Source organism: Nocardia sputi, assembly GCF_023501985.1.
The window spans coordinates 201,463-224,547 of the sequence record NZ_JAMFLC010000018.1; the positions used below are offsets into that span (position 1 = coordinate 201,463).

General features: G+C 66.6%; 24 protein-coding genes and 2 pseudogenes. 16 read left to right on the forward strand and 10 right to left on the reverse strand.

The genetic code is table 11. From position 1 onward, the window contains the following. Positions 1-29: 29 nt before the first annotated feature. Positions 30-1,043 (reverse strand): GlxA family transcriptional regulator, encoded by a 1,014-nt coding sequence (locus tag M8859_RS23795; protein ID WP_249644835.1) that lies wholly within the window; start codon positions 1,041-1,043, stop codon positions 30-32. 141 nt (positions 1,044-1,184) lie between these two features. Between M8859_RS23795 and M8859_RS23800 the strand changes: the two genes are divergently transcribed. Next, positions 1,185-2,096 (forward strand): NAD-dependent epimerase/dehydratase family protein, encoded by a 912-nt coding sequence (locus tag M8859_RS23800; protein WP_159920729.1) that lies wholly within the window; start codon positions 1,185-1,187, stop codon positions 2,094-2,096. A 22-nt stretch (positions 2,097-2,118) separates the two neighbouring features. Here the strand turns inward: M8859_RS23800 and M8859_RS23805 are convergent, their stop codons facing one another. Continuing rightward, on the reverse strand, positions 2,119-3,000 hold the full coding sequence (locus M8859_RS23805; RefSeq protein WP_159920731.1) for a sigma-70 family RNA polymerase sigma factor: 882 nt from the start codon (positions 2,998-3,000) through the stop codon (positions 2,119-2,121). 239 nt (positions 3,001-3,239) lie between these two features. On the opposite strand from M8859_RS23805, the gene M8859_RS23810 reads away from it, so the two are divergent. From M8859_RS23810 to M8859_RS23825, 4 genes are all read left to right on the forward strand, one after another. Continuing rightward, entirely contained in the window at positions 3,240-4,412 is a 1,173-nt protein-coding gene (locus tag M8859_RS23810; protein ID WP_249644836.1) for a serine hydrolase domain-containing protein, read from the forward strand. 34 nt (positions 4,413-4,446) lie between these two features. After that, on the forward strand, positions 4,447-4,893 hold the full coding sequence (locus M8859_RS23815; protein WP_249644837.1) for a DoxX family protein: 447 nt from the start codon (positions 4,447-4,449) through the stop codon (positions 4,891-4,893). A 49-nt stretch (positions 4,894-4,942) separates the two neighbouring features. Next, complete coding sequence (locus tag M8859_RS23820; RefSeq protein WP_195140637.1) at positions 4,943-5,452, forward strand: carboxymuconolactone decarboxylase family protein; 510 nt, start codon at positions 4,943-4,945, stop codon at positions 5,450-5,452. A gap of 271 nt (positions 5,453-5,723) precedes the next feature. Then, positions 5,724-6,701: an alpha/beta hydrolase gene (locus M8859_RS23825; protein ID WP_159920739.1), complete on the forward strand. Its 978-nt coding sequence runs from the start codon at positions 5,724-5,726 to the stop codon at positions 6,699-6,701. 18 nt (positions 6,702-6,719) lie between these two features. Here M8859_RS23825 and M8859_RS23830 read toward each other — a convergent pair whose 3' ends face one another. Next, a complete protein-coding gene (locus M8859_RS23830; RefSeq protein WP_195069468.1) occupies positions 6,720-8,900 on the reverse strand; it encodes a hypothetical protein in 2,181 nt (726 codons plus the stop codon). A 508-nt stretch (positions 8,901-9,408) separates the two neighbouring features. Between M8859_RS23830 and M8859_RS23835 the strand changes: the two genes are divergently transcribed. After that, positions 9,409-9,738: a TfoX/Sxy family protein gene (locus tag M8859_RS23835; RefSeq protein WP_195069467.1), complete on the forward strand. Its 330-nt coding sequence runs from the start codon at positions 9,409-9,411 to the stop codon at positions 9,736-9,738. Between the two features lie 6 nt (positions 9,739-9,744). Here M8859_RS23835 and M8859_RS23840 read toward each other — a convergent pair whose 3' ends face one another. Beyond that, on the reverse strand, positions 9,745-11,448 hold the full coding sequence (locus M8859_RS23840; protein WP_249644838.1) for a metallophosphoesterase: 1,704 nt from the start codon (positions 11,446-11,448) through the stop codon (positions 9,745-9,747). 188 nt (positions 11,449-11,636) lie between these two features. Further along, positions 11,637-12,335: a TetR/AcrR family transcriptional regulator gene (locus M8859_RS23845; RefSeq protein WP_223521163.1), complete on the reverse strand. Its 699-nt coding sequence runs from the start codon at positions 12,333-12,335 to the stop codon at positions 11,637-11,639. A 194-nt stretch (positions 12,336-12,529) separates the two neighbouring features. On the opposite strand from M8859_RS23845, the gene M8859_RS23850 reads away from it, so the two are divergent. The 3 genes and pseudogenes from M8859_RS23850 to M8859_RS23860 all read left to right on the forward strand — a co-directional run bounded on the left by M8859_RS23850 (position 12,530) and on the right by M8859_RS23860 (position 14,814). Continuing rightward, complete coding sequence (locus M8859_RS23850) at positions 12,530-12,988, forward strand: nuclear transport factor 2 family protein (RefSeq protein ID WP_159920747.1); 459 nt, start codon at positions 12,530-12,532, stop codon at positions 12,986-12,988. A gap of 164 nt (positions 12,989-13,152) precedes the next feature. Continuing rightward, positions 13,153-13,449: pseudogene (locus M8859_RS37895) on the forward strand (transposase); the annotation flags it as partial. Between the two features lie 933 nt (positions 13,450-14,382). After that, entirely contained in the window at positions 14,383-14,814 is a 432-nt protein-coding gene (locus M8859_RS23860) for a nitroreductase/quinone reductase family protein (RefSeq protein ID WP_159920751.1), read from the forward strand. On the opposite strand, the gene M8859_RS23865 is transcribed toward M8859_RS23860, so the two are convergent. Both M8859_RS23865 and M8859_RS23870 read right to left on the reverse strand, forming a co-directional pair. Beyond that, positions 14,800-15,246 (reverse strand): hypothetical protein, encoded by a 447-nt coding sequence (locus tag M8859_RS23865; protein ID WP_249644839.1) that lies wholly within the window; start codon positions 15,244-15,246, stop codon positions 14,800-14,802. The genes M8859_RS23860 and M8859_RS23865 overlap by 15 nt on opposite strands. A gap of 264 nt (positions 15,247-15,510) precedes the next feature. Continuing rightward, positions 15,511-16,164 carry a TetR/AcrR family transcriptional regulator gene (locus tag M8859_RS23870; protein ID WP_195069464.1) on the reverse strand — a complete coding sequence of 218 codons (654 nt, stop codon included), beginning with the start codon at positions 16,162-16,164 and terminating at the stop codon, positions 15,511-15,513. A 74-nt stretch (positions 16,165-16,238) separates the two neighbouring features. On the opposite strand from M8859_RS23870, the gene M8859_RS23875 reads away from it, so the two are divergent. The 4 genes and pseudogenes from M8859_RS23875 to M8859_RS23895 all read left to right on the forward strand — a co-directional run bounded on the left by M8859_RS23875 (position 16,239) and on the right by M8859_RS23895 (position 20,487). Beyond that, positions 16,239-16,832 (forward strand): ester cyclase, encoded by a 594-nt coding sequence (locus M8859_RS23875; RefSeq protein WP_159920757.1) that lies wholly within the window; start codon positions 16,239-16,241, stop codon positions 16,830-16,832. 18 nt (positions 16,833-16,850) lie between these two features. Further along, positions 16,851-19,478, forward strand: a complete 2,628-nt coding sequence (locus M8859_RS37320; protein ID WP_372492935.1) for an AAA family ATPase — start codon at positions 16,851-16,853, stop codon at positions 19,476-19,478. 26 nt (positions 19,479-19,504) lie between these two features. Then, positions 19,505-19,687: pseudogene (locus tag M8859_RS23885) on the forward strand (transposase); the annotation flags it as partial. 353 nt (positions 19,688-20,040) lie between these two features. Beyond that, positions 20,041-20,487, forward strand: a complete 447-nt coding sequence (locus M8859_RS23895; RefSeq protein WP_159920761.1) for a cupin domain-containing protein — start codon at positions 20,041-20,043, stop codon at positions 20,485-20,487. Between the two features lie 56 nt (positions 20,488-20,543). Here M8859_RS23895 and M8859_RS23900 read toward each other — a convergent pair whose 3' ends face one another. From M8859_RS23900 to M8859_RS23910, 3 genes are read right to left on the reverse strand one after another with little or no spacing between them, the layout of a single operon-like run. After that, positions 20,544-20,753: a hypothetical protein gene (locus M8859_RS23900; protein ID WP_159920763.1), complete on the reverse strand. Its 210-nt coding sequence runs from the start codon at positions 20,751-20,753 to the stop codon at positions 20,544-20,546. Then, positions 20,750-20,992 carry a hypothetical protein gene (locus M8859_RS23905; protein ID WP_195138886.1) on the reverse strand — a complete coding sequence of 81 codons (243 nt, stop codon included), beginning with the start codon at positions 20,990-20,992 and terminating at the stop codon, positions 20,750-20,752. The genes M8859_RS23900 and M8859_RS23905 overlap by 4 nt, the downstream gene beginning before the upstream one ends. After that, positions 20,985-21,272: a hypothetical protein gene (locus M8859_RS23910; RefSeq protein WP_249644841.1), complete on the reverse strand. Its 288-nt coding sequence runs from the start codon at positions 21,270-21,272 to the stop codon at positions 20,985-20,987. The genes M8859_RS23905 and M8859_RS23910 overlap by 8 nt, the downstream gene beginning before the upstream one ends. 470 nt (positions 21,273-21,742) lie before the next feature. Between M8859_RS23910 and M8859_RS23915 the strand changes: the two genes are divergently transcribed. Genes M8859_RS23915 through M8859_RS37325 form a run of 3 tightly spaced genes read left to right on the forward strand, consistent with a single transcriptional unit; the run spans position 21,743 to position 22,998 of the window. After that, positions 21,743-22,627 (forward strand): helix-turn-helix domain-containing protein, encoded by an 885-nt coding sequence (locus M8859_RS23915; protein WP_236565285.1) that lies wholly within the window; start codon positions 21,743-21,745, stop codon positions 22,625-22,627. Continuing rightward, entirely contained in the window at positions 22,617-22,823 is a 207-nt protein-coding gene (locus M8859_RS23920; protein ID WP_195069462.1) for a DUF397 domain-containing protein, read from the forward strand. The genes M8859_RS23915 and M8859_RS23920 overlap by 11 nt, the downstream gene beginning before the upstream one ends. Positions 22,824-22,860: 37 nt before the next feature. Further along, the gene (locus M8859_RS37325) at positions 22,861-22,998 is read left to right on the forward strand and encodes a DUF397 domain-containing protein (protein ID WP_249644842.1); all 138 of its coding nucleotides are present in this window, start codon (positions 22,861-22,863) and stop codon (positions 22,996-22,998) included. Positions 22,999-23,085: the final 87 nt, after the last annotated feature.

The following is a 23,085-nucleotide window of genomic DNA, read 5'->3' on the forward strand; positions in this document are numbered from 1 at the left end:
CGTAGGTCTGAAGGGTGAAGCGACCCCGATCAGCTGCTAGGGGTTGCTCGTGGGAGGTCGGGCTCAGCGGACCATTTTTCTTTCGTGTTCTGGTGCGCCGGTGAGCGGGTGAAGGACGCGCGATAGCTGCTCGGCGGCACTCCGACATGTCGAATCATGTGCTGGCGCAACGACTCCGCCGAGCCGATGCCGCTGTGCCTGGCCACCTGGTCCATCGGCAGCGTGGTGGATTCGAGCAGTTCCCTGGCGCGTTGCAGGCGCTGGAGCAGCAACCATCTCTGCGGGCTCATACCGGTCTCCTCGTGGAAGCGGCGAGTCAGCGTTCGGACGCTGGTGCGCGCGTGTCCGGCCAGGTCGTCCAGCGACAACGGGGTGTCGAGTCGTCGCAGCGCCCATGCGCGGGTGTTGGCCAGGGTCACGCCCTTCTCCGGGGGTATGGGCGCGTCCACGAACTGAGCTTGCCCGCCGGGGCGCACCGGGGTGACGACGGCGGCTCGGGCGGCGGCGTTCGCCACCGTCGCGCCGTAGTCGGCGCGGATCAGGTGCAGGCACAGGTCGATCCCGGCCGCCGCGCCCGCGGCGGTGGTGATCGGGCCGTCCTCGACGAACAGCATGTCGCTGCGGACCGACACGTCCGGATGGTTCGCCGCCAGTTCGTCGGCCAAGGCCCAATGCGTGGTGGCGGTGCGGCCGGACAGCAGGCCGGCTTGCGCCAGGACGAAGGCGCCGCTGCAGATCGAGGTGACGCGTTTGCCCGCGGCCACTGCGCGACGCAGGGCGGTGAGCGTGGCGACGTCGGCATCGGCGCGGCTGCCGGTGCTCGGCACGATGACGGTGTCCGCTTCCTCGATCGCTTCCAGGCCGCGGGAGACCACCACGTCGAATCCGCCCAGGCCCGCGGGCAGTACGCCGGGCACGGCCGTGCACACCACGATGCGGTAGCCGGGTCGGCCGTCCACCATGGCCGCGCCGAGCACCGTTTCCGGCATGGCGAGGTCGAAAGCCTTGACCGGGGGAACCGCGACGACGGCGACAGTCTGCATGGCCTGATCCTTGGAATAGTTGGCAATCCGGCCAGTAGCCTACCCGACCGCGCGGCGGCAGGCTGAGTAGCACGCGATCAGCGAACGGTATGCGCTCCGGCGCTGGTCGTGTGAATGCTGTTGTAGTAGAGAGGAATTCGCATGCGTTCGCATGTCATCGTCGGTCGCGGAGCTACCGCTTCGGCCACCGCGAAGCTACTCGCCGAGTCAGGCGACCGGGTACGCATGGTCAGTCGCAGTGGCGCGGGCCCCGAGAACCCGAGCATCGAGCGCGTGGCGCTGGACGCGGTCGACACGGCCGCGCTGGCCGCACTCGCCGAGCAAGCCGACACCGTGTTCAACATGGCCATGCCCGCGTATCACACTTGGCCGCAGACCGTTCCGCCGCTGTTCGGGTCCATTCGCGCCGCCGCGGAACAGGTCGGCGCGACTTACGTGATGTTGGGCAACCTGTACGGCTACGGTCCCGCCGACGGCCCGCTCACCGAGCAGTCGCCGCTGGCGGCCACGGGACCGAAAGGCCGCGTACGTGCCCGGATGTGGCAGGAGGCCGAACGGGCCCACCGCGCGGGTCGCGTGCGCGCCGTCGAAGTGCGGGCCGGGCAATTCGTGGGCGCCGGCGCCGCCTCGCTGTTCTCGATACTGGCCGAGCCGAATATCCGTGGCGGCCGGTTGGCGTTGCTGCCCCAAGCGCTCGACCTGCCCCATGCCTACACCGCGATCGGCGACGCCGCGGCGGCCGCCGTCGCGGTCGCGCGCGACGAACGCGCCTGGGGGCGCGCCTGGCACGCGCCCACCATCACCGCGACCGTGCGCGAGCTGGCCGGACGATTCGCCGCGGCGGCCGGTGCGCCCGAGCCGCAGCTGGCGGTCATGAGCGATCGCGAGCTGGCGCTGCTGGCGATCACCGACCCGTTCTGGGGCGAGCTGTTCGAGACCTACCACATGTCGCACGCGACCTTCACCGTCGACGACTCGGCCATCCGCGACACGTTCGGCTTGAAGGCGTCCGACCCGGACGAGGTGTTCGCGGAGGTCGTGCGCGCCGCTTGACCGATCGAACAGCCGATTCGCCTTATCCGAGGACTGCGGTCAGGTCCAGGTGCGCGAGTCGGTCGTGGTCGGCGAGGATGTCGATGGCGGTGATACGGCCGCCGACGACAGTGAAGCTCATGATCGAGAACGGGGCGCCGTCGAGGGTGTTGACCAGTCCGGCGACGCCGTTGACGACCGCCGGGTTGACGGTGCAGAGGGTGGCCATGCGCTGGAAGGTTTCGGCTTGCCCGGCGACGGCTGTCGCGCCCCGGATCACGCGCATCGCCTCGCCGGCGTCGGCGCGCAACACCACGTCGGGGTCGAGCATTCGCAGTAGTTCGTCGAAATCTCCACCGCGTGCGGCGGCGAGGAAGGCATCGACGACGCGGCGTTGCCGGGACAGGTCCGGGTCGGGGCCCGGTGTCGCGCCTCGGACCCGGCGCCGCGCCTGGCTGGCCAGCTTCTTGGCGGTTTGCGGCGTGCGATCCACGATGGGCGCGATCTGTTCGTACGGCATGGCGAACATGTCGTGCAGGACGAAGGCGAGTCGCTCGGCCGGGCTCAGCGATTCCAGCACTATGAGCAGCGCCAGTCCCACCGAATCGGCGAGCAGCGCTTGTTGTTCCGGGCCGGGCGTGGTCTCGCTGGTGATCACCGGGTCGGGTAGGTGGTGGGCCTCTAACGGTTCCTCGTGGCGGCTCTTGCGTGCCCGCAGCATGTCCAGGCAGACCCGTCCGACGACCGTGGTCAGCCAACCGCCCAGGTTGCCGACGCCGGCGGCGTCGGTGCGGGCCAGGCGCAGCCATGCCTCCTGAACCGCGTCGTCGGCTTCGGTGAGCGAGCCGAGCATCCGGTAGGCGACCGACCGCAGGTGTGTGCGGTGCTCTTCGAACCGGTCGGCCAGGAACTGCTCATCGTGCACGGGATCCTCCTCGATTTCTTCCCGAACCGATGACGAACCGGCGACGGAAAACGTGACCCTATCCCTTCGCCGGTCCGTCGTGCGGCCTGGCCGACCCGTCGGCGAGATGCGCGGCCGAAGGGCTCGCCAGCGCTTCGACCAGGAGTTCTCCGTGCTGCGGTCACAGTCTGTTCCCGCTGTACGTCAGTGCACCGGAACACGATCCGCAAAGCCGGGCAACTGTCGAAGGGAACAACACTGTGAACGCGATCGAAGTACACGGCACCGTCGCCGAGGGCTACGAACAGGTGCGTGCCGAGTTCGCCACCGTGGTCGCCGAGGAGAACGGGGAATCGGGCGCGCAACTGGCCGCGTTCGTCCGCGGCCGCCAGGTGGTGGACCTGTGGGCGGGCGCGGAGGTCACCGGGACCACACTCACCGGCCTGCACTCATCTACCAAAGGGGCCGCGGGCCTGGTGATGGCGCTGCTGATCCAGGACGGGGCTCTCGACGTCGACAAGCCGGTCGCCCACTATTGGCCGCGGTTCGCAGCCGCGGGCAAGGAGCGCATCACGGTGCGAGACGTGCTCGTGCACCGAGCCGGGATCATCGGGGTCGACGGTGGTTGCACCGTCGCGGAACTGGCTGACGAGCAGATCATCGCCGAGCGGCTGGTGGAGCAGCGGGCCTACTTCGCGCCGCGCACCGTGCACGGCTACGGCGGGTTCGTCATGTACGCGATCCTGGGTCAGGTGGTGCGCGCGGTCACCGGAAGCACCATTCAGAAACTGTTCGAGCAGCGCGTCCGCGCCCCCTATGGGCTGGACGTATACCTGGGTCTGCCCGAGGAACTGGATCACCGGTACCTGCCGATCCTGCCGTGGCGGGCGACGCCGGAGATGGAAGCGGCCTTCGCCGCGAACTCACCGAACCCGCACAGTATGGCCGGGATCTCCTACAACCTCAACGCGCGCGGCTTCACCGCCGCCGACGTCATGGCGCTGCCCAACGACACGAAAGTGCGCCGCCTCGGGCAGGGTTCGGCCGGCGGCGTCGGCAGTGCGCGCGGCCTGGCGCGGATGTACGCGGCGGCCACCACCGGCGTCGACGGACGGCCACCGCTGTTGTCCCTGGAAACCATCGCCACCATTTCCGCAGTCCATTCCAGCGGCGCGGACTTGGTGCGCGGGAACCGCGCACCCTACACGTTGGGATTCGAGGCCAAGAGCCTTCTGCATCCGTTCCTCGGCGTACACGCCTTCGGGCACACCGGCTCCGCGGGCTCGGACGGATTCGCCGATCCGCACAGCGGTCTCACCTACGGCTACACCCGCCACCGCGCGGCGTTCGCGTTCAACGCACCCGAGAACGGACGGCTGGCCGCCGTCCTGCACCGCGCCGTGACCGACACCGACTTCGCGTCGGCCGCCTGACTCCCCTCCATCGACCATCAGGAGCGACACGAACATGTCCACTCACACCACCTCGAAAATCCGCACCCGCGGCATGAAACTCGCGCGCTGGGTTCCCGTGGCCGCCGTGCTGGCCGAGACCGCGGTCGGCGCGTACTGGGACCTCGCGCGGATCTCCTATGTCCGTGAGTCGTTCGACCACCTCGGCTACCCTATGTACTTCGCGACCATCCTCGGCGTCGCCAAGACCGCGGCGCTCGCGGCGATCCTCACGCCCGGCCATCCCCGCACCAAGGAATGGGCCTACGCCGGACTGGTCTTCGTCTACGGCGGCGCCGCCGCGTCCCACGTAGCCGCCGGTGACGGCCCGGACAAGTGGGCGATGCCGCTGTTCTTCGCCGTCGCCACCTTCGCCGCGCGCGCCTGGCTGCCGCAGGGCGGCTCCACCACAGCCGCCCTGCGCGCACTCGGCGGCTCCCGACGCCGGCCCCAGTACGCCTGACTGATCACACCAACCACAGATTCACCCCGAGAGATAAGGAAACCGGACCATGAACGCGAACACCACCACCCAGCAGCGCAGCGGCTCCCGTCTGCCCAACCCACAGCAGCTCGTCCCGGCACTGGGAGAGGTCGGCGCGGCGCTGTTCAAGGCCACCGGCACCGGAGCGATCCCGCCGGCCACGGTCAGCCTGGTCCAACTGCGCGCCGGCCAGATCGTCGGCAGCACCTACCTGGCCATCCTGCACGCGGGCAACCTGCGCACCGCCGGTGAATCCGAGGAACGCATCGCCGCGGTGGCGACTTGGCGTGACGCCCCGTATTTCACCGAGCCAGAACGCGCCGCGCTCGCCTTGGTCGAGGCCGTTCTGCAACCCGCACCGCTCGGCGAGCGAGTGCCCGACGAGCTCTACGCCCGCGCGGCCGAGTACTACGACGACAAAGCCCTGGCCACGCTCGCGATGGCCATCGGCCAGGTGAACTTCTTCGTCCCGCTGGCCCTCATCGGCAAGCCGCTGCCCGGTCGGCCGCAGGCCGAGCAGTGGACCCCCGTCTTCTGACGGTTCGACACCACCGGCCGCGGGGGCCGGGTCACCCGCCCCGGCTCCGCAGCGGCGCCGTCCCTCCCCAGGTCACCGACCGCGAACGGCCGAGGACGTGCCGACGGCCGTACCGGGGCCACATCAACTGTCGTTGCTGAACAATAGCTAGATTTGAGAAAATCGCCGAGTCTCCGCTGTTTATCCCACTTCAAATGCGAATTCGTGAGCATTCGGTAACATGCTGGATGGATGCCTCAAGGGCTTGGGCGGGCGTGATAGGAACTCATTCATGTACCGGCTCCTGCGATGCCTGGTTCCACTTCTCGCGGTATGCGCCGCCTTCGTCCCGCCCACGACAGCCGCCGCCGCTCCCGGCGCTCGCATCATCGATGTGCGCTCGCTGGGCGGGCGGGAATTCGAAGTCGTAGTCCATTCGGGAGCGATGGATCGCCCCATCACGCTGTGGGTCTCGCATCCGGGTTCCGGCGCACCCGCGCTGTACCTGCTCAACGCCGTGGACGGGGGTGAGGAGGGCGGGCCGTGGCCCCGGCGCACCGACGTTGCGGCGTTCTTCGCGGACAAGCCGGTCAACGTGATCGTGCCCATGGGCGGGCGCGCCAGCTACTACAGCGATTGGTCGCGCGACGACCCGGTGCTCGGCCGGAACAAATGGACGACGTTCCTGACCAGGGAACTGCCGCCGCTACTCGCGGCCAGGTTCGGGATGAACGGCCGCAACGCCGTCGCGGGACTGTCCATGTCGGCGACCTCCGCGTTGAACCTCGCGATCGGCGCGCCCGGCCTGTACCGGGCGGTGGGCGCGTACAGCGGGTGCCCACGCGTCAGCGATCCGATGGGCCAGGCGATCGTCGCGGCGCAGCTGGCGGTGTTCGGCGCGGACCCGGCCAATATGTGGGGTCCGCCTGGTGACCCGGCCTGGTCCGAACACGACCCGATGGTGCAGACAGAGCGGCTGCGCGGTGTGGCGCTCTACATCTCGGCGGGCACCGGCGTGCCGGGACCCCACGAGACGCTCAGCGATCCGGGCATCGACGGCAACCCCGGCCGGCTGGTCGACCGGCTGCTGGTCGGCGGGGCCATGGAAACGGTGATCAACGGCTGCACCCGGGCGTTCCTGGACCGCTTGAATGCCCTCGGCATCCCGTTCACGGCGAATCTGCGCCCCGTGGGCACGCATGCCTGGACGTACTGGCAGGACGACGTGCACGAGTCGTGGCCGATGTTCGCCAGTGCGCTGGGGGTCTGACCGGGCAGCCTGTCTCCGCTACGGATTCCAGGGGTCGAGCCCCCCTTCGGGATCGAGGTGGTCGAGGTTGGCCACCCGCCTGGCCGAGCGCATCAGGGCTTCGCGGTTGATGTCGGTCGGGTTCTCGTAGTAGGCCCGAGCCGCCTCCTGATGCATGGTCGCGACCCGGTGGCCGATCGCCCAGCGGGTGTCACGGCCCGCGCCGTCCCACTCGTCCGGGGTGATCGCGGCGCGCAATGCCCGGTCCGAATGCCAGTTCTGCTCCACCCGCTGCACGAACGCCTGGTCGATCGCGGCGCCGGGGGCCGGTGCGTTGCTGTGCCGGACGAAGCTGTCCGCCGAGATGACCGCCTGGGCGGCGAAGGCGTCGTGTGCCTCGTGGCCGACGTGATTGTCCACCGCCCATGCCGCCGCGATCGCCTTCTGCAACGGTGCGAAGCTGTACGGATTCTGCGATGCGGTCGATTCCTGGACGGAGTACGCCGTCAGCGCGTGCGTGACCCGCTCGTTGGTGGCGCCGGAGGAGAGCAGGACGGAATGGATACGCGAATCGGGAACCTTGTTGTCGCGCAGCACTTTCAGAGCGCGAGAGACGCCCAGTTGGGTGTGCATGCCCCCGGCCTCCGTGGCCGCGGCGACCGCGACACCTCGCCAGTTGGTGCGGGCGAGCTGATGCTCGATGTATCCCTCTTCGCGGCTGGTCAAGATCCTGTTGGTGGAGCGTTCGATCCTGCGTCGTGCGCCGGCCAGCGGATTCAGCGGATTGACCCTTCCGCCGGCGAGCCAAGCCGTCACCGGCGAGGTGTTGATGGCGCTGAGCGTGGTGAGCGTGTTCATCAGCCCCATGCCGGGCGAGGTCTTCCCAGTGCCGCCACCACCCATGCCGAGGGCTGTGCCGCTGCTGCCGGCCGCCTTGCTCGAACTGCCCTGGATCGCGAGACCGAATCGGTTGGCGATCCAGTCGTTGCCGCGGGTCAGGCCGTTGCTGAGGCGTCTGAGCTGGAATATGGCGACGATCTCGACGGTGCCCGCGATGACGATCACCGCCATGACCTGGCCGCGAGCCTGCGCGAACAGGTTTCCCATGAAAAGAATGTAGACACCGAGAAATATGGTGTACGCCGTCATTCGCGCCGCGGCGACGAAGCTGTCCACGACATTGCGGACCAGAAATGTCTGCGTGGGGCCGTACACGAACCCGCCCGCGGCGAAGCCGAATATCGACATGATTCCGTGGTAGATCGTGTCCAGCGCGGCCTTGATGACCTTGAGCCCCAGGTACATCGCGAAGATCAGCAAGATGCCGCCGCAGGTCAACAGCATAAATCCGGTGGCGACCTGCCCCATGGACGGATTCTGGGCCTTCGCTTGCGCGGCGGCGTCTCCGCATGCCTTCATGCCGCTGATCACCCGGGCGTCGTCACCGGCCGACACCCCGGCCGACCATGCCGACCGGCAGGCGGGCCGCTGGTCGACCGTATGCCCGAAATTCCACACTTGCAGCGGCTGCCGGGCGAAGTTGTCGGCCAGATCGCTCTGCATCGTCGCCACCAGTTGGGTCGGATTCGGGTCGGAGTTCCCGTTCAAGCCCGCCGCCACCGAGATGCCCAGATCACGGCCCTGGGCAAGCAAACCGTCCGAGGACAGCACATCCGCCAGTGGCTCGGCGAGGAACAGCGGCCCCAGCAACGCCACGCCCACCATCGTCACCACCTGCATGGTGGCCTTCGCGTGATAGCCGCGCACGATGAACCACCCGACGAAGAACGCACCGATGCTCGCCGCGGTGACCAGCATGAGCGGCGTCGCGATCTGACCGGCCAGAGCATCGGCCACGCCACGCAACGCCGCGCTGAACATGTCCAGCCACCGGAAGCTCAACGCGTAGCCGATCAGCCAGATCGCCGTCGTCACGATGGCTATGTAGCCGATGAACTCCAAGCCCAGCACGGCCCACAGGATGGTGGCGCGCGGCTTGAACAGGCTTTCGTCACCGGTCGCGAAGCGATAATCCGACAGCGCGATCCCCGACGAGTCGCGAACGTTCATCCAGCTGAGTCCGTCGATCTCGGATGTCTCCGCCGTGGCGCCCGCCGCGTCCTGGGCGACGGCAAGCGCGCCGATGAAACCGGGGAACACGAATAGCGCGAATGCGGTCAGGCCGAACCAGATCGCCCTTCGCCGCCAAGGACTCGCCATGACGAGTGACCGCAGGCCGGGCCCGCCGCCGTGGATATGCCGGATTACGCGGAACTCGCGGGGGACTCGGACCGGAAGCCGTTCGGACGAGCTACGGCTGACAGTGCGGGATCGCACCGCTGGGGAGCAGATGTGCACGGAAGAGTCCTTCGTCCCGTCTTCGGGGGCGCGGTCGACTGCGAATGCTGAAACCGGTTGCACGCGAGCTGTAATGACAGTTCCCACCCGCGTCTCATGCCCTGTATTACAGACAGGTACGGAAACATCCGCTTGAACGGTCAATGACATCCAGACGGCTCGGGGGTGTACGTACGTACCTGGAGGAGCACGTTGGAGACAGTGCGAAATGCACTGGCATACAGCTGTTTTCGGTAACCGATGGCTACTCGTTCGGCGGGCGGGAGCCTGTGCAGACCGTCTCGACCTCGCAGAAGTGCGACAGAGGACACGTGAACGGCCGGGATCGCGAAATCACCGCGTTGTCGTACTCCGGGCGGACAATGCCGCTATGGCATACGACGAAGAGTTGGCCGAGCGAATCCGGGAGCTGATCGCGCCCGGCCCCGAACTCACCGAGCGCAAGATGTTCGGCGGCCTGAGCTTCCTGATCAGCGGAAATATGGCGGTGGCGGCCAGCGGGCAGGGTGGGTTGCTGGTGCGGGTCGGTCCCGACGAAGGTGAGCGGCTACTCGGTGACGCCGCGCGGCCCATGGTCATGGGCGGGCGCGAGATGGTCGGCTGGCTGCTGGTTACCGATGTCGACGACGACGAAGTCCTGCGGGAATGGGTCGAGCGCGGCGTCGCCTACGCTCGCGCGCTCCCGCCCAAGAAGAAGTAGGCCGGCTCAGGGCCGCACCTGGCGCCGGAAGAGCACGCGGTCGAATTCGCGGCCGTACTCGTCCACCGCGACCACGTCCATCTCGCTGGCGAAGACGCCCGGCCGGACGTCGACGCGCAGGAACGAGTAGTTCCGGAAGCGGACCCGCGACCACGGCGCGGCTTCGTCCTGCTTGCCGCCGCCCGGCGTCCAGACGTAGCTGTTCGGCACCGTCGTGTCCGATAACTCGTTGCCCCGGAACGATTCTCGTGATTCGGGCTGGAATTCGTAGCGCGGGCGTCCGCCACCGCCCACGGTGTAGTAGACGGTCCCGTCGGTCTCCGGATAGACGATCGAGTTGTCGCCCGCGACCTTCGTCGCTTGCCCGCCGCGGATCGGATCGGTGCGTTCGTAGACGTGATTGTGGCCTTGCAGCACCAGATCCACGTGGTAGCGGTCGAACAGACCGACCCACGCGTCCCGCACGCCGCCGTCGCTGGCGTGCGCTTCGGTGGTCGAATACGCGCAGTGGTGGAAGAAGCAGACGATGAAGTCGATGCCGGGGTCGGCGCGGTAGGCGGCCAGCGTGCGCTCCACCCAACTCGTCTGGGCTCCACCGGAATAGCCGGTGTTCGCGCGGATCTCGCAGGAGACGTCGTTGGCGTCCAGTGAGAGCACCGCAACGTTGCCGTAGGTGAACGAGTACGCCGCCGGGCAGCCCGCCGGACCGTTGCCGGGGAAGTCCAGGCGCGCGAGATGACCGCCGTAGCCGTGTTCGCCGTACGTCGCCTCCATGTCGTGATTGCCGGTGGCGAACATCCACGGCGTCTGCGCGGCGCTGGGCTCGATGGCGTGGAAGTAGGCGTCCCAGACGTAGGGGTTGTACTTGTCGAACCCGCTCGCCGGCCGCGCTCCGTGCCGGACGAACTGTCCGGGTTTGCCCGCGCCGGAGGGGTCGGCGTAGGCGATGTCGCCGGCGAGGATGTGGAAATCGGGCCGGGCCGCGGCGATCTGGCGCAGCACATTGCTCGCGTGCGGCGCGGCCGGATCGTTGTCGGCCTTGTAGTACTTGTCGTCGTAGTCACCGGGCGCGATGCCCTCCGGCAGCGCCGGAGTCTCGTCGGTGCCCTGGTCGCCCATCATGGTGAAGCGGAACGGAAGGATCGCGGCGCGTCCTGTGGGCATCGCGGGCGCGGCGGCACGGATGTCGCCGACGAATCCCTCGGAGGTCCGCCATCGGTAGAAGTGCGGCACGCGACCGGGCAGCCCGTCCACCGGGGCGTGGACGTAGAACTGTTCGGCAGCGAGCACTCCGCCGTCGGCTGTGGGTACCTGGGTGAGCAGGTTGCGCACTTCGGCCTCGACCGTCCCGCCCAGCGCCGGCGTAGGTCCGTGGTCGAGGTACACCGTCGCGCCCGCCGGGCGTCGCGACAACTGCGCCGCGAAACGCAACTGGCTCGCCGCATCCGCACCGAAGGCCACCCGCCGTCCACCCACCGCCAGCTGCGACTCCTCGGCGTAGGCGCGCCCGCCGAACGGCGCGGCGCCGACCGCGGCGACGGCTGCGGCCGCTGCCGCGCCCCGCAGGACATTGCGCCGCGACACCGGATGACGGCGCAGGTAGGCGCGATGCCAGTCGTGCTGCTCGGCCATGGTCATGTCGGCAGCGAGATGGCCGGGAATCCCGGTGTCCGGAACGTCGCCTGCTGGATTCAGCGGTGTGGACGGCATACCGCAGATGCTGTACCGGCCGGGCGTACCTGATCAATTCGGACACCGCACCGCGGGCGGGAATACCGTCGCGACAGCCGGACTCGCCGTCGTGATCGGCGCACGGTGCGGGGCTGAACCGCCTCGGCCTTCGTCCGGGGCGGCACCGGCGCGTGTGATCGATCCCTCCCGTAGGTATGCGTGACCTACTACGTCGGCGGCTGATCCGGGGTGTCCGGTGGCTGTGCTGGGTCGGCGGGAGGACCGGGGGAGAACGGGGAGACGATCGAAGGATCCCAGGGGAAAGTCCCAGCACCGTCGGTCCGCCGCGCGGTGGGCGCGGCCAGCGGTTCGTTGTTACCGGTCAGCCTGCGAACAGTCCGCTCGAGTGCGGGCAGGATCTCGGTGATGTCGAGATCGGCGTGCGCGAATCGGCCGATCAGCGCGTACGTCATGTGGGTGAGCACGAGCGCGATGTCCGCGGTGTACTCGGGATCGATATCGGCGAAGAGGGCGCCCACCGCGGGCAGCACGGCGTCGAAACCCTGTGCGTCCAGTCGACGGCCCGCCGGGCTGGATCGCACGCGATAGTAGGCCTCCAGCATCCGAGGATTGCGCTCCCACGGTTCGAAGACGTACCGCAGCAGACGAAGCAGACCATCGGTCAGCGACTCGCCCTCGAGCGTCGGAGCGGGGGCCGCATAGGTGTTCGTGGCCATCCACCGCTCGACCGCGGCGAGCATCAAATCGTCCCGGGTGGGGAACTGCTTGTAGACCGTGGCGAGGGAGACGTGCGCACTTCGGGCGACTGCCCGCAGTTGGACCGCGTCGTAACCGTCCGACTCCAGCATCGACACCACGGCGTCGATGATCTTTGCCGCCGAATCCCTTTCGTCTGACCTGGCCACGTACGTACCGTAATCCAGTCGCCGGATTCCGGACACTCACGCCGCGTACCGCCACGACCGTGGCGTCGCCGGGTCGCGGAGAGCGCGGCGGCACAATTGTGGACGGCTGCGGACGCTCCGGTCGGCGCACTGACGCAGATGATCTTGTCTGTTTTCCGCTAGCCTGCCGCGTGGGACATTTGTACTGTGGGTCCATGACCACCGACAACCGGGCTATCGTCCAGGCCGCGTGGCGGGCGTTCGCCAGTCACGACGCCGAGCGGATCGCACCGTTTTTCACCGAGGACGCCGAATGGCTCGCCCCAGCGGACAACGCCACCGCGGTCGCGCTCGACATCCCCAGTCACATGATCGGTCGGCAGGCGATCACCGACTTCCTCGCCCACGAGTACACGAAATTGTTCGTCAGTGACGTCACTGTGGACTTTCGCGGCTTCTACCTGGACGGAGACCGGGTGATCGTGGAGGAAACGATGAGTGCCACGTTGGCGAACGGAAACGCCTACAGCAATGACTACTGCTTCGTCTTCGAGTTACGGGACGGCCTGATCCACAGGGTTCGCGAGTACATGGACACTGCGCGCGGGCACCGCGACGTCTTCGGAGGTGCTGCCGTAGCTGGTAGCGCCGAAACCGAGGCCGCGCACTCATAGATCAGGTGAGTGGGTGGCCGCGGCGGTGGCATTGTGCGGCGTCGTCGCCAGCGTGATCAGGCCAGAATGATAAGTACCAGTGGTGGCGAGCCGACCGAACACAGGACACCGTTGCCGCTCTTGGCCGGTTCTCGCGCCGATCGTGGTCAGCCGGAGCAGATCCGCGTGTGGAGCCGCGGACGCGGGCCAGGGAGTATGTGTCGGGCCTGGTCGCGGGTCTGGAGCGCAAGAACGGGTGGACGGTGGCCGAGCATGCCGGTGCGGTGCGGTGCGTCCGGACGGGATCCAGCGGATGCTGCGCATGGCGGACTGGGACGTCGACGGGGTTCGTGACGATGTGAGGGCCTATGTAGTGGAGCAGTTGGGTGATTCCGAGGGGGTGTTGATCTGCGACGAACGGGTTCGTCAAGAAGGGCACTCGTTCGGCGGGGGTTCAGCGGCAGTATTCCGGCACCGCCGGGGCTCGTCGGTAAATTACTGTCAGAGTTATCTTTGGGGCGAAGTGTGGGGTGACGGCGGGAAACTTGGGTATGTGTCGTCTGCGAGATTGTCGATCCGCTGCTGAGTTGCGGGTCGAGTTCGATCAATTCCTGCCGCATCTGGATGAACGCCGTCGTCGGCTCTACCTCGCCAGCGAGGCGATGGCGATGGGCCACGGGCGGGATTTTCGAAGTTCCGAACCTGGCTCGAGCGGCGGCGGATCGGGTATGTGGTGGCGGTGCCCAGTAGCGCGCCGGTCGTCATGTCGCTTGCCGGTAGCAGCCGCGCCGGCCAGATCGTGGCCGACGCGCCCCCGCAGGCGTGGAAGCGCCGTAGCTGCGGAAACGGCGCGAAAGGCCCTCGGGTGTTCGACTGGGCCGTCGCCACGGTGCCGACCGTGAGCGAGGCCGGACCCGGCTGGGGACGCTGGCTGCTGGCTCGTCGGTCGCTGACGCCAAAGGCGAACTCGGAACGGCCTACTACATGGCACCCACATACCTTGCTGTGACAGCCGCCAGCTCCCCAAAAGCATTGGCAGCGACCTCATTCCACTCACGGTCGGTGAGATCAGACGTCTCCTGGCATACCTGACCACACCGTCACCGAACCTCACCACTGCGTTGCACTGGTCGACCTGGCGCAGGCGCCACCAGCACCAGGCAAAACAGGCCCACTACCAGCGACGACGCCGGTTACATCACGAAGTGATGCTGGAGTACTGATGGGTTGAACAACCATCAGCCCTGTCGCGAGCCAGCTTGGTCTACCCAGCGATCCGGCGAGATGAACTGATGAACGCTCGCTTGTTGGTTCAGGGTCTCCTTCGAAGCCGCCGAATATGCCACGGGCTGGGAAGCCGGTGGGACGGTCGGGTGATTAGGCTGAGTGTCCTGTGACAGCATGAAAGGTGATCCATGCCTGGTGTCTTCGCGCATGTCCTAAAGGTGCATCAGTGGGTCTACGAGCACAGTGGTGGATTCGTCGGGCATCGGACGCTGCTCGGGAAGCCGACGCTGCTGCTACGGACGGTTGGACGCAAAACGGGGCATTTGCGGACCTCGGCGTTGGTTTACGGACGGGACGGCGAGGACTATCTGATCGCTGCGTCCAATGGCGGTTCGCCGCGACCGCCGGGGTGGCTGGCGAATCTGAAGTCGCAGCCGGCGTGCGAAATTCAGATCGTACGGCGGCGGATACGGGTGGTGGCACGTGCGTTGTATCCAGGCGACCCGCACTACACGCGCATGTTCCAGATCATGGACAAGGTTCTCGACGGACAATATACGGCCTACCAAAAACAGACGACGCGACCGACCGCCGTGGTAGTGCTGTCACCTCTCGACTGACGCCGACAGATTCGAAAGAGCTGAATACGGCAGGGCACAGTCGGGCGCTGTCCAATTTATGTCCTGCCGGATTCGTCTCGGTTTGTCACGGCTCGCCCCAGGAAGTCCTACTCGATCAGTCGATGACAGGCTCCAGCTCGTCGTCTGCGACGGCACAATTTCTGCGAGCCGAACGGCAACGGAACCCAGAAGTTTGTCCAGTTCTATGTCCAGGTCGGTGACCAACCGATCGATTTCGCCGAACTTTTTCGCAAGCTCGAAGAATACCGGTTCTCGAAGAGCAGCGTCTGCCTGCTCACGCAGGTGTGGATTATTGCGATCGGCGATGACGTTACCTGGGTAGAAAACAAGCGGATCGGTGTTCTTTGCGATCACCCGGCGAATGAGCAACTCTTCTGCGTTCGCCAGCCATATACCCAGTGTGGGAGTCACCGACTATGACTGTGAGCATGCTGGAGCCGATTGCACACCTTCCGTGCAGGCTCAGTCGCCCGACAATCCAGCGGTCTGACTGCCATCCACCGGGACGGCGACGGCCGGACAGGCAGCGCCGACCCCGACGCGAAGGCGCAGCCTCCGGGGACCACTCCATTGATCGGGGACCGCCGCTGGTCCCTGGGCACGCTGCGCAAACGCATACATCACGGATCCCATATCCGCATAGATAGCGATCCAGCGCGTGCGTGGAACCGCTTCCTACGACCGCCGCGCCGACTCCGTACACTGCTGGATGAGGGTTGCTGCGAGCCATTCTTCGTAGCGGTCGGATGTCCAGCCTGCTTTGCGGACCAGGAGGTCGTACACCTCGGGGCCGGATAGGGCGTACACGACGGTGACGTATGAGTCGAGGTCGGCGATGGGGGCTGCGGCTCTGGCCGCTGCTGCTTCGCCGATCATGCGGAGCCCGGCCTGCCGCTGCTGGTGCGACTCGGCGTGCAGGTCGCGCAGCGTCGGCTCGACGTCGCCCGCCGCGGCGAGCACCAGCTCCAGACCCGCCTCACGGTCACAGATCATCCGCATGTTGCGCGCGTGGAGTCGCAGGACCTGTTCGGTGCTTTCGGCGTCCAGGGCCTCGCGGAACCAGGGGCGTTCCAGCATCGGAATCGGCTCGTCGTCACCAACAAGTCGCATGTCCCGCAACGCCTTCAGGATCTCCACCTTCGATCCGCACGCGGTGAACACGGTCGCGCGGGCGACGTTCGCTTCCTCGGCGATGGCATCGACCGAGGTCGCCGCGTAGCCGCGGGCCAGAAACAGGGTTTCGGCCGCGTTCAGGATGTCGATCCGTGTCGCGGCTGCCTGTAGCTGACGGCGGGTGGAGCGATGTCGGGCTTTGACTTCGCCGGTCATGGGTTCACATTATCCGTGATACTCGCTAGCATACCAGTCTAGTAATCATACTGATGGTCCGCAGGGAGCTGCTCATGGATGCGCGAGAGATCGTCGAGAACGAGTTCCGGATGCTTGCCACGGGTGATGTCGAACTCGCTCACCGTGTGATCAGCCCGGATCACGTCAACCACATGGCGCTCGACGAACCGCCCGCCTGCCGCGTGCCCGGCGTGCCCGGCATGCTGGCCACCGGCGTCTGGCTGCGTACCGCGTTCTCGGACCTGCGCTGGGACATCCTCGACTTCATCGAGTCCGGCGATCGCGCCTGCGCCTTCACCGAAATGTGCGCCGTCCACACCGGGCCGTTCATCGTCTACCCGCCCGGCGCGAAGCCCAAGGTATTCCCGGCGACCGGGCGCCCCATCCGGGTACGGCAAGCCCACATCGACACGTTCAAAGGCGGAAAGACCAACAGCCACATAGCCGTTCGGGACGACCTGGCGATGATGACCCAGCTCGGCTATCTACCACCCAACCCGCGGGCGATGTTCCGGCTCGCCAGGCACGAACTTCTCGGCCGCAACCGGCGGGCGGTTCGCGAGGTCACCCGCGCCGCTGCCGACGCCGCCGACGCCGCCAGCACGACCAACCACAACAGACATTCGGCTCGTCGATCACTCGACTGAACACAGAGAGGACCTGCGGTGCACTGGATCGGTAGCACGCATGAGGTCACTAGTGCACTCGCGACAGTTCCTCAGCCACATTCGGCCGGCCAGTTATCGGCATTCGAGAACGCCTCGAAAAGTTCTGATTTCGTCGGTCGAGAGCGCGAACTCTCGACTATCGCGACGCTGCTGCTCGGCTCCACTCGGCTGATCACCTTGGTCGGCGCGGGCGGCATCGGCAAGACTTCCCTGGCGCACGAAGCGATCCGCAGATATCAGAAGGCACGACGGATTCCCCACTTTTGGGTGCGACTGTCGAGGTTGTCCAAGGATTGCGGTGTGACCGCCGTCGAGGAGGAATTCGCCAGAGCCGTTGTCGACGCGGACTTTTCGGGACGGTCAGCCTGGGACACACTGGTCGAGACGCTGACCGACCGAACGGGCGGAGGGCGGGCCGGGCAGTCGATCGTGGTGGTGGACAACTGCGAGCATGTGCTGCTCGCAGCGGGCCAAGTGATCACGAATCTACTGGCGGCGGCACCAGATGTGACGATCCTGGCGACCAGCCGAAAGCCGATCGACTGGACCGACGAGCGACTACTCCCTGTTCCGCCGCTCACGGAGGGACAAGCCCTCGCATTGTTTCGCGCTCGTGCCGAGCTGGCCGGGCATCCGATCGTCCACCGCGAACAGGTTCAGCAGGCGGTGTCGATCTGCACGCGAGTGCACAACAATCCGCTCTATATTCGGCTTGCGGCGGCTCGGCTGCACCGGCAGCCGCTGGCGATGCTGCTGCGCGACTTGACCGGAGAATCTGGTGATCGCCGCCTGCGTTGGTCGGGCGGACCCCGGTTCGGCGTCGAGGAACGGCATCGCCGCATCGCCGACGTCATCGCCTGGTCCTACGACCTCTGCGACGCCAAGGAGCGGCTGCTGTTCGAGCGGCTCGCGATCTTCGCCGCCGGGTACGACACCGCGTCCGAAGACGACGCGGGCTTCGCCGACCGGGACGGGGGCGCCGATCTGGAGGCGATCGAAGCAGTATGTGCCGATGAGCATTTCGACGGCACCGCTGCGGTCATCACGCGAGCGGAGATAGCCGATCTGCTCGATCGCTTGGCCGACCACTCGCTGGTTTCACTGCACCTGACACCGACAGCGGTGCGCTATTCGCTGGTGGAGAGCCTGCGGATCTTCGCCGCCGAGCGGCTGCACGAGCGCTCGTCCACCGAGTGGCAGCGGTTGGCCGCGAAACACCGAAACTACTACTGCGGCAAAATCGTTCGAGCGCAGGCCGAATGGTTCGGCCCGGCCGAGCAGGAACTGCTGCACTGGGCTCGGCTGGTCTGGCCCAACCTGGTGCGCGCCATCGACGAGAGTCTGCACTCGCCCGAAACCGCCGTCGAGGGCCTGCGGATCGCCGTCGGCGTCGTCACTATTCGCCTGCCGATCCTCAATGGCTCATTGCGCGAGGCATATTCACTGATCGAACGGACCGTGACGCTCGCGGAGCATTCGGCGCAGTTGCCGATGGCGTTGCGGATCGAAGCGAAAGCGCTGATGACCTGGCTCAGTCTGATGCGCGGCGCGAACGCGGATGCCGCACGCGCACTTGACGAATGTGTCGCACTATGCCTACCGGACCAGGCGGATCGAGCCCGTTGGCGTACGAACCCCGAACACGATCACGGATTGCCCGCATGGGTCGACCTCGCACACGGCGTCGAGCTACTGCTGGCGCGCGGAGACGTGCGAGCCGTCGCGGTGCTGCAGCGGGCACGGGAAAAGTTCACCGCGGCAGGAGATCTCGGCGCCTCGGCCACCAGCGAGCTGACCGGGGCATTGGCGGCGGCCCTGCTCGGCACCGCCGCGCAAGCACTCGACAGCGCACGCGACTACCTCGACCGAGCCACCCGCGCCGGGGCCCAGTGGGCGACGTCGTGGGCGCAGTTCGTGCTTGCGCTCGCGCTCACCATCCACGACGATCCGCGCGAGGCAATGCCGCTGGGTCGCCTGGCGCTGCGAGCGCACCTCGACATAAACGACCGCTGGGGCGTACTACTCGGCACCCACCTGCGCGCCTGGACCCTCGCCAAGTCGATCGTCATCGCACGCACCGAGAGCCGTCCAGTCCGCCGGGAACAGCTCGTCGAATGGGCAACCGAGATCGCACACCTACTCGGCGGCAGCAGCGAACTCCGCAAACGCATCCCCGCCGAACACACCAACCTAGGCCCTTTCGTGGCCGCGACCGACGCGGCCACCGAGGCCGCTCGCTCCGTGCTCGGCACACGCTTCGCCGCAGCGTACCGTTCGGGCGCGACGCTGCGAGCCGAACATCACGAAGCGGCACGGCTGGCACTCGGCGACATGCCACTCGGCCAGTCATCGATCCACCTCCCCGCTCGCAACCAGCCCTATACGCACTGGCAAGAACTTTCCGCCGCCGAACAACAGGTCGCCGTCCTCGCGGCCGCAGGCTGGACCAACACCGCGATCGCGGCCCGACGCGGCACATCGACCAAAACCGTTGACGCGCAGATGGCCTCGATCTTCAACAAGCTGCTGATCAACTCCCGCACCCGCATCGCCGCCCTGATACCGCCCGAGGTGCGCCCCCAGGTCACAGAGGAGGCAACCAAGCTCCCCCGGCGCGCCTGGTAGGACTTTGTCAGGTGGGTTGGGATGCTCACCAGCAGCTCCAGCAGTTCGTGACCACCTCGACCTGGGACCACACCGAGGTGAGGGCCCGGTTGACCGGGTGGGCGGCGAGGTTGATCGATCCGGACGCCCTCGTGGTCGATGACACCGGTATCCCGAAGGACGGGACGAACTCTCCTGGTGTGGCGCGGATGTATTGCGGGGCGCTGGGGGCTTGTCCGTAAATCACTGTCGGAGTTGATTTTTGGGGCGGGCGGTGGAAGTGACGTTGGAAGGCCGCCTCTGCCAGGGCGTCCCAATACGGTTCCGAGACCGCGACCAGGTGCGCGAAGTCCGCTCGAGACATGCCGGTCAGAGTCGGATCGGTGAGCATTTCGGTCACGGCGGGATCGAGCGTGCGGTGGGTCGGGGCTTGCTCGGGCGGGTGTGGTGCGCAGGGGGCCACGGTGTAGTTCCAGTCGCCGTGGAAGGCGTCGGGTGTGATCGGCAGGGCGTGGAACTTAACGAACTACAACTGTCGTGCAAGCGGAGGTGCGAGGCGACCCGGTGGGATTAAGCTGTCAGGATGACGCTCTCACTCCGCGTCGCAGTAGCGCCCGTCGTGCTCGCCGGTGCGCTGGCGGGTGCCGCGCCCGCCCATGCGACACCCGGTAGCGACATCACCGCGGTCACCCTCGGCCAAGCGCAGATCCCCGCCGGCCTGCTCCCGTTCGTCGCGGGCACCGACCTCGTCGTCCGCGAGATCACGATCGGTCCCGGCGGCTCCACCGGTTGGCATTACCACGACGGCCCTGTCTTCGGCTTCGTCCGATCGGGCACGCTCACCCACCCCGGTCCCGACTGTGCCGCGCCCGTCTACCGCACCAGCGAGTTCATCTATGAGCCCGCGGGCGAATGGAACGTCCACGTCGGCCTGAACCTCGGAATCGAACCGCTCGTCCTCGACGTGGTCTACGCCCCACCCACCGGCAAGCCGCTGTTCGTCGACGCACCCGCCCCACCCTGCGCGTAGACGCTACCGGCGGCTGGAACGAGCCATACGTCGCTCGTGCCCCGCAGCAAGTCGACTCACGGCTCCAAGAAGAGGCGTTCGTTCGGTAGGCGGCGTAGGCCGGTGGTGTCGGTCAGGGCCACGGTCACCGCGTCGGTGTAACGCTGGGTCTGGTGTTCCTGGAGGAAGAGCAGGGCGGCGGTCAGGCAGGCGGCGAAATCGAATCGAGTGCCGTGCAGGAACACCGACAAGCGGACGTCGGGTTCGTCGGGACGTGGGGATGTCACGGCGTCTCCGGTGCGCGGTCACGGAAGTAGCGGAAATTGTCGCGGCTGACGATCACGGCGGCGACGAAGGTGGAGCAGGTGCTGTAGTCGCAGTCGCAGTGCAGGTCGAGCGCTCGTATCGCGTTCTTGCGGCTGGACACCGGCCAGTGCGGGTTGTCGTGGGCGAACCGGGATCGCAGCGGGCCTCGTCGGCCGGCGCCGTCGGAAGGGAACAGCCAGGTGACGCGGTCATCAGGCACGGGACACCATCTGGCGGCCGCGAGGGTGATTCGGCATCTGATCAGCCCAGGCCCGGATACCTTCGAGCAAGACGCCGCCGGACGGCCGGTACGGGCCGCGCGGCGGCACGATCCAGTGGCGGATCGCGCCGGAAGAAGCGGTGGGAGAGGGCAGCGCGATCGTCGCCCCGGACCGGGCCACGCTCACGTCCAGCCGGAACAACTCGGCGAACAAGCGGTCGTCGTCCGGCAGGTCCGCCTTCGTCAGAAAGGTCCATCTATCCGAACGAGGATGTCCCACAACCGGTCCCGGTTGCCCTCTCCGGACTTGAATATGGGCTTTGACAGCTTGGCCCAATCGGGTCGGCATCGTAACGCCGCACACGTACCCGGCACGCAGGACGATCCGCCCCAACTCGGGAGGGTCGATCACAGCGGGCAGATCGCACTCGCGGCGGTAGTAGTGACACCTGGATTGCGGTGTGTCTCCGAACGATTGCATCTCCATCTGCGCTCCCCTCAGATTTGTTGCTGGTAGGTGCGCCGTGTCCCGGCCCGACCTTTTGCACAGAGGACGGGGAAAAGTTCGGGGCGCTCCGAGCAGCCTCCGACTAGGCGCCCCCCAAGGAGAACGCTCGAGGTCAGCTTCCTGCAAGCCCGCCATGGGTTTTCATGAAGAGTTTTCGCAAATCCCCAGACGCATTGCCGTGAGTACTCGAGACTTTTCCCATCACAGGAATCGCCCACGGGCGCAACGGGAAGCGAGGGAGCGTGTCCGACGACATCGAGACGACACTGCCCAGACGTCAACTCGGTCGGTACTTACGGGAGGCTCGGCAAGCCGCGAATCTGACACTCGAACAAGTCGCGCCGATGATGCAGTGGTCGACGAGCAAGCTTCAACGTGTGGAGAAGGGGCAGTCGCCGAAGGTGCGGGAACTCGATGTCGAGGCGCTATGCCGTATCTACGATGTGGCCCCGGACCTGACAACTGCGCTCAAAGGGCTGGCGCAGCAGGCTACGGTCAAGTCGTGGTGGCACGCGTTCGATGACCTGATCGAAGGCAACTTCAACCTCTATGTCGGCCTCGAGTCCAGCGCGCACCGTCTAACCCTGTACCGGCCCGATATCGTCCCGGGCATACTTCAGACTCCGGACTACGCACGTGCACTGGACCGTGCATATTTCCCAGACGAGCCGGTGGAAGATCTCGAGCGACGCGCAGAGTTGCGACTCAAGCGTCAAGCCTTGATTCACCGTAAAACCAAGCCCGCGAGCGCCGCGTTCATCTTGAATGAGGCGGCCCTTCGATACGTTGTCGGCGGACCAAAGGTCATGGATGGTCAACTACGGCATTTGGCGAACATGCCGCCGAACGTGACGATACGCATCCAACCATTCTCTGCGGGCTTCCCGCTCGGCATCGCCCCAGGGCCGTTCGTGATCCTGGACTTCAGTCTGGATACGAAGGGCCGCGAAGTCGCGCCCAGCGTCGTCTACGTGGAGTCATACGCAGGTGACATGTACCTCGAACGGCCGAAAGACGTCGGCAGGTATCGTCAGGCTTACAACGTCATCCAGCAATCCACCCTGGATGTGCCGACGAGTAAGAGCCTGATGCGACAGGTAGCAAGGGAGTACGACAGTGGACGTTGACCTGTCCGGGGCGAAGTGGTTCAAGAGCAGCCGCAGCGGTGGGGGCAAGGAATGCGTGGAGGTCGCTCACCTGGAAGGCGGTCTGGTCGGCGTTCGGGATTCCAAGAACCCGACCGGCCCGGCGTTGATCTTCACGCCCGGCCAGTGGGACGCCTTCACCTCTGGTGTCGCGAAGGGTGCATTCGAGCGCGCGTAGCAATTTGTCGAGTGACACGTGATGAGGGAGCAAGTTCGTGAAAGTTGACCTGTCCGAGGCGCAGTGGCGTAAGAGCAGTCACAGCGGTGGGGGCCAGGAGTGTGTGGAGGTCGCTCATCTGGCAGGCGGCCTAGTTGTACTGACCACGGACGTTGGTAGCGGCGTGTCGGGCTGACATGGCGAAGACCTCCGGGTGAAGTGCGAGCTGTCTAGGAACGCATTCACCTGCCGGAGGTCTTCGTGTCCCACCGTAATGCCCCGC

Coding starts and splice junctions, on each gene's coding strand:
- M8859_RS23795 (WP_249644835.1), bottom strand. CDS start 1,043: ATGCAGACTGTCGCCGTCGTCGCGGTTCCCCCGGTCAAGGCTTTCGAC.
- M8859_RS23800 (WP_159920729.1), top strand. CDS start 1,185: ATGCGTTCGCATGTCATCGTCGGTCGCGGAGCTACCGCTTCGGCCACC.
- M8859_RS23815 (WP_249644837.1), top strand. CDS start 4,447: ATGTCCACTCACACCACCTCGAAAATCCGCACCCGCGGCATGAAACTC.
- M8859_RS23820 (WP_195140637.1), top strand. CDS start 4,943: ATGAACGCGAACACCACCACCCAGCAGCGCAGCGGCTCCCGTCTGCCC.
- M8859_RS23825 (WP_159920739.1), top strand. CDS start 5,724: ATGTACCGGCTCCTGCGATGCCTGGTTCCACTTCTCGCGGTATGCGCC.
- M8859_RS23830 (WP_195069468.1), bottom strand. CDS start 8,900: ATGGCGAGTCCTTGGCGGCGAAGGGCGATCTGGTTCGGCCTGACCGCA.
- M8859_RS23835 (WP_195069467.1), top strand. CDS start 9,409: ATGGCATACGACGAAGAGTTGGCCGAGCGAATCCGGGAGCTGATCGCG.
- M8859_RS23840 (WP_249644838.1), bottom strand. CDS start 11,448: ATGCCGTCCACACCGCTGAATCCAGCAGGCGACGTTCCGGACACCGGG.
- M8859_RS23850 (WP_159920747.1), top strand. CDS start 12,530: ATGACCACCGACAACCGGGCTATCGTCCAGGCCGCGTGGCGGGCGTTC.
- M8859_RS23860 (WP_159920751.1), top strand. CDS start 14,383: ATGCCTGGTGTCTTCGCGCATGTCCTAAAGGTGCATCAGTGGGTCTAC.
- M8859_RS23870 (WP_195069464.1), bottom strand. CDS start 16,164: ATGACCGGCGAAGTCAAAGCCCGACATCGCTCCACCCGCCGTCAGCTA.
- M8859_RS23875 (WP_159920757.1), top strand. CDS start 16,239: ATGGATGCGCGAGAGATCGTCGAGAACGAGTTCCGGATGCTTGCCACG.
- M8859_RS23895 (WP_159920761.1), top strand. CDS start 20,041: ATGACGCTCTCACTCCGCGTCGCAGTAGCGCCCGTCGTGCTCGCCGGT.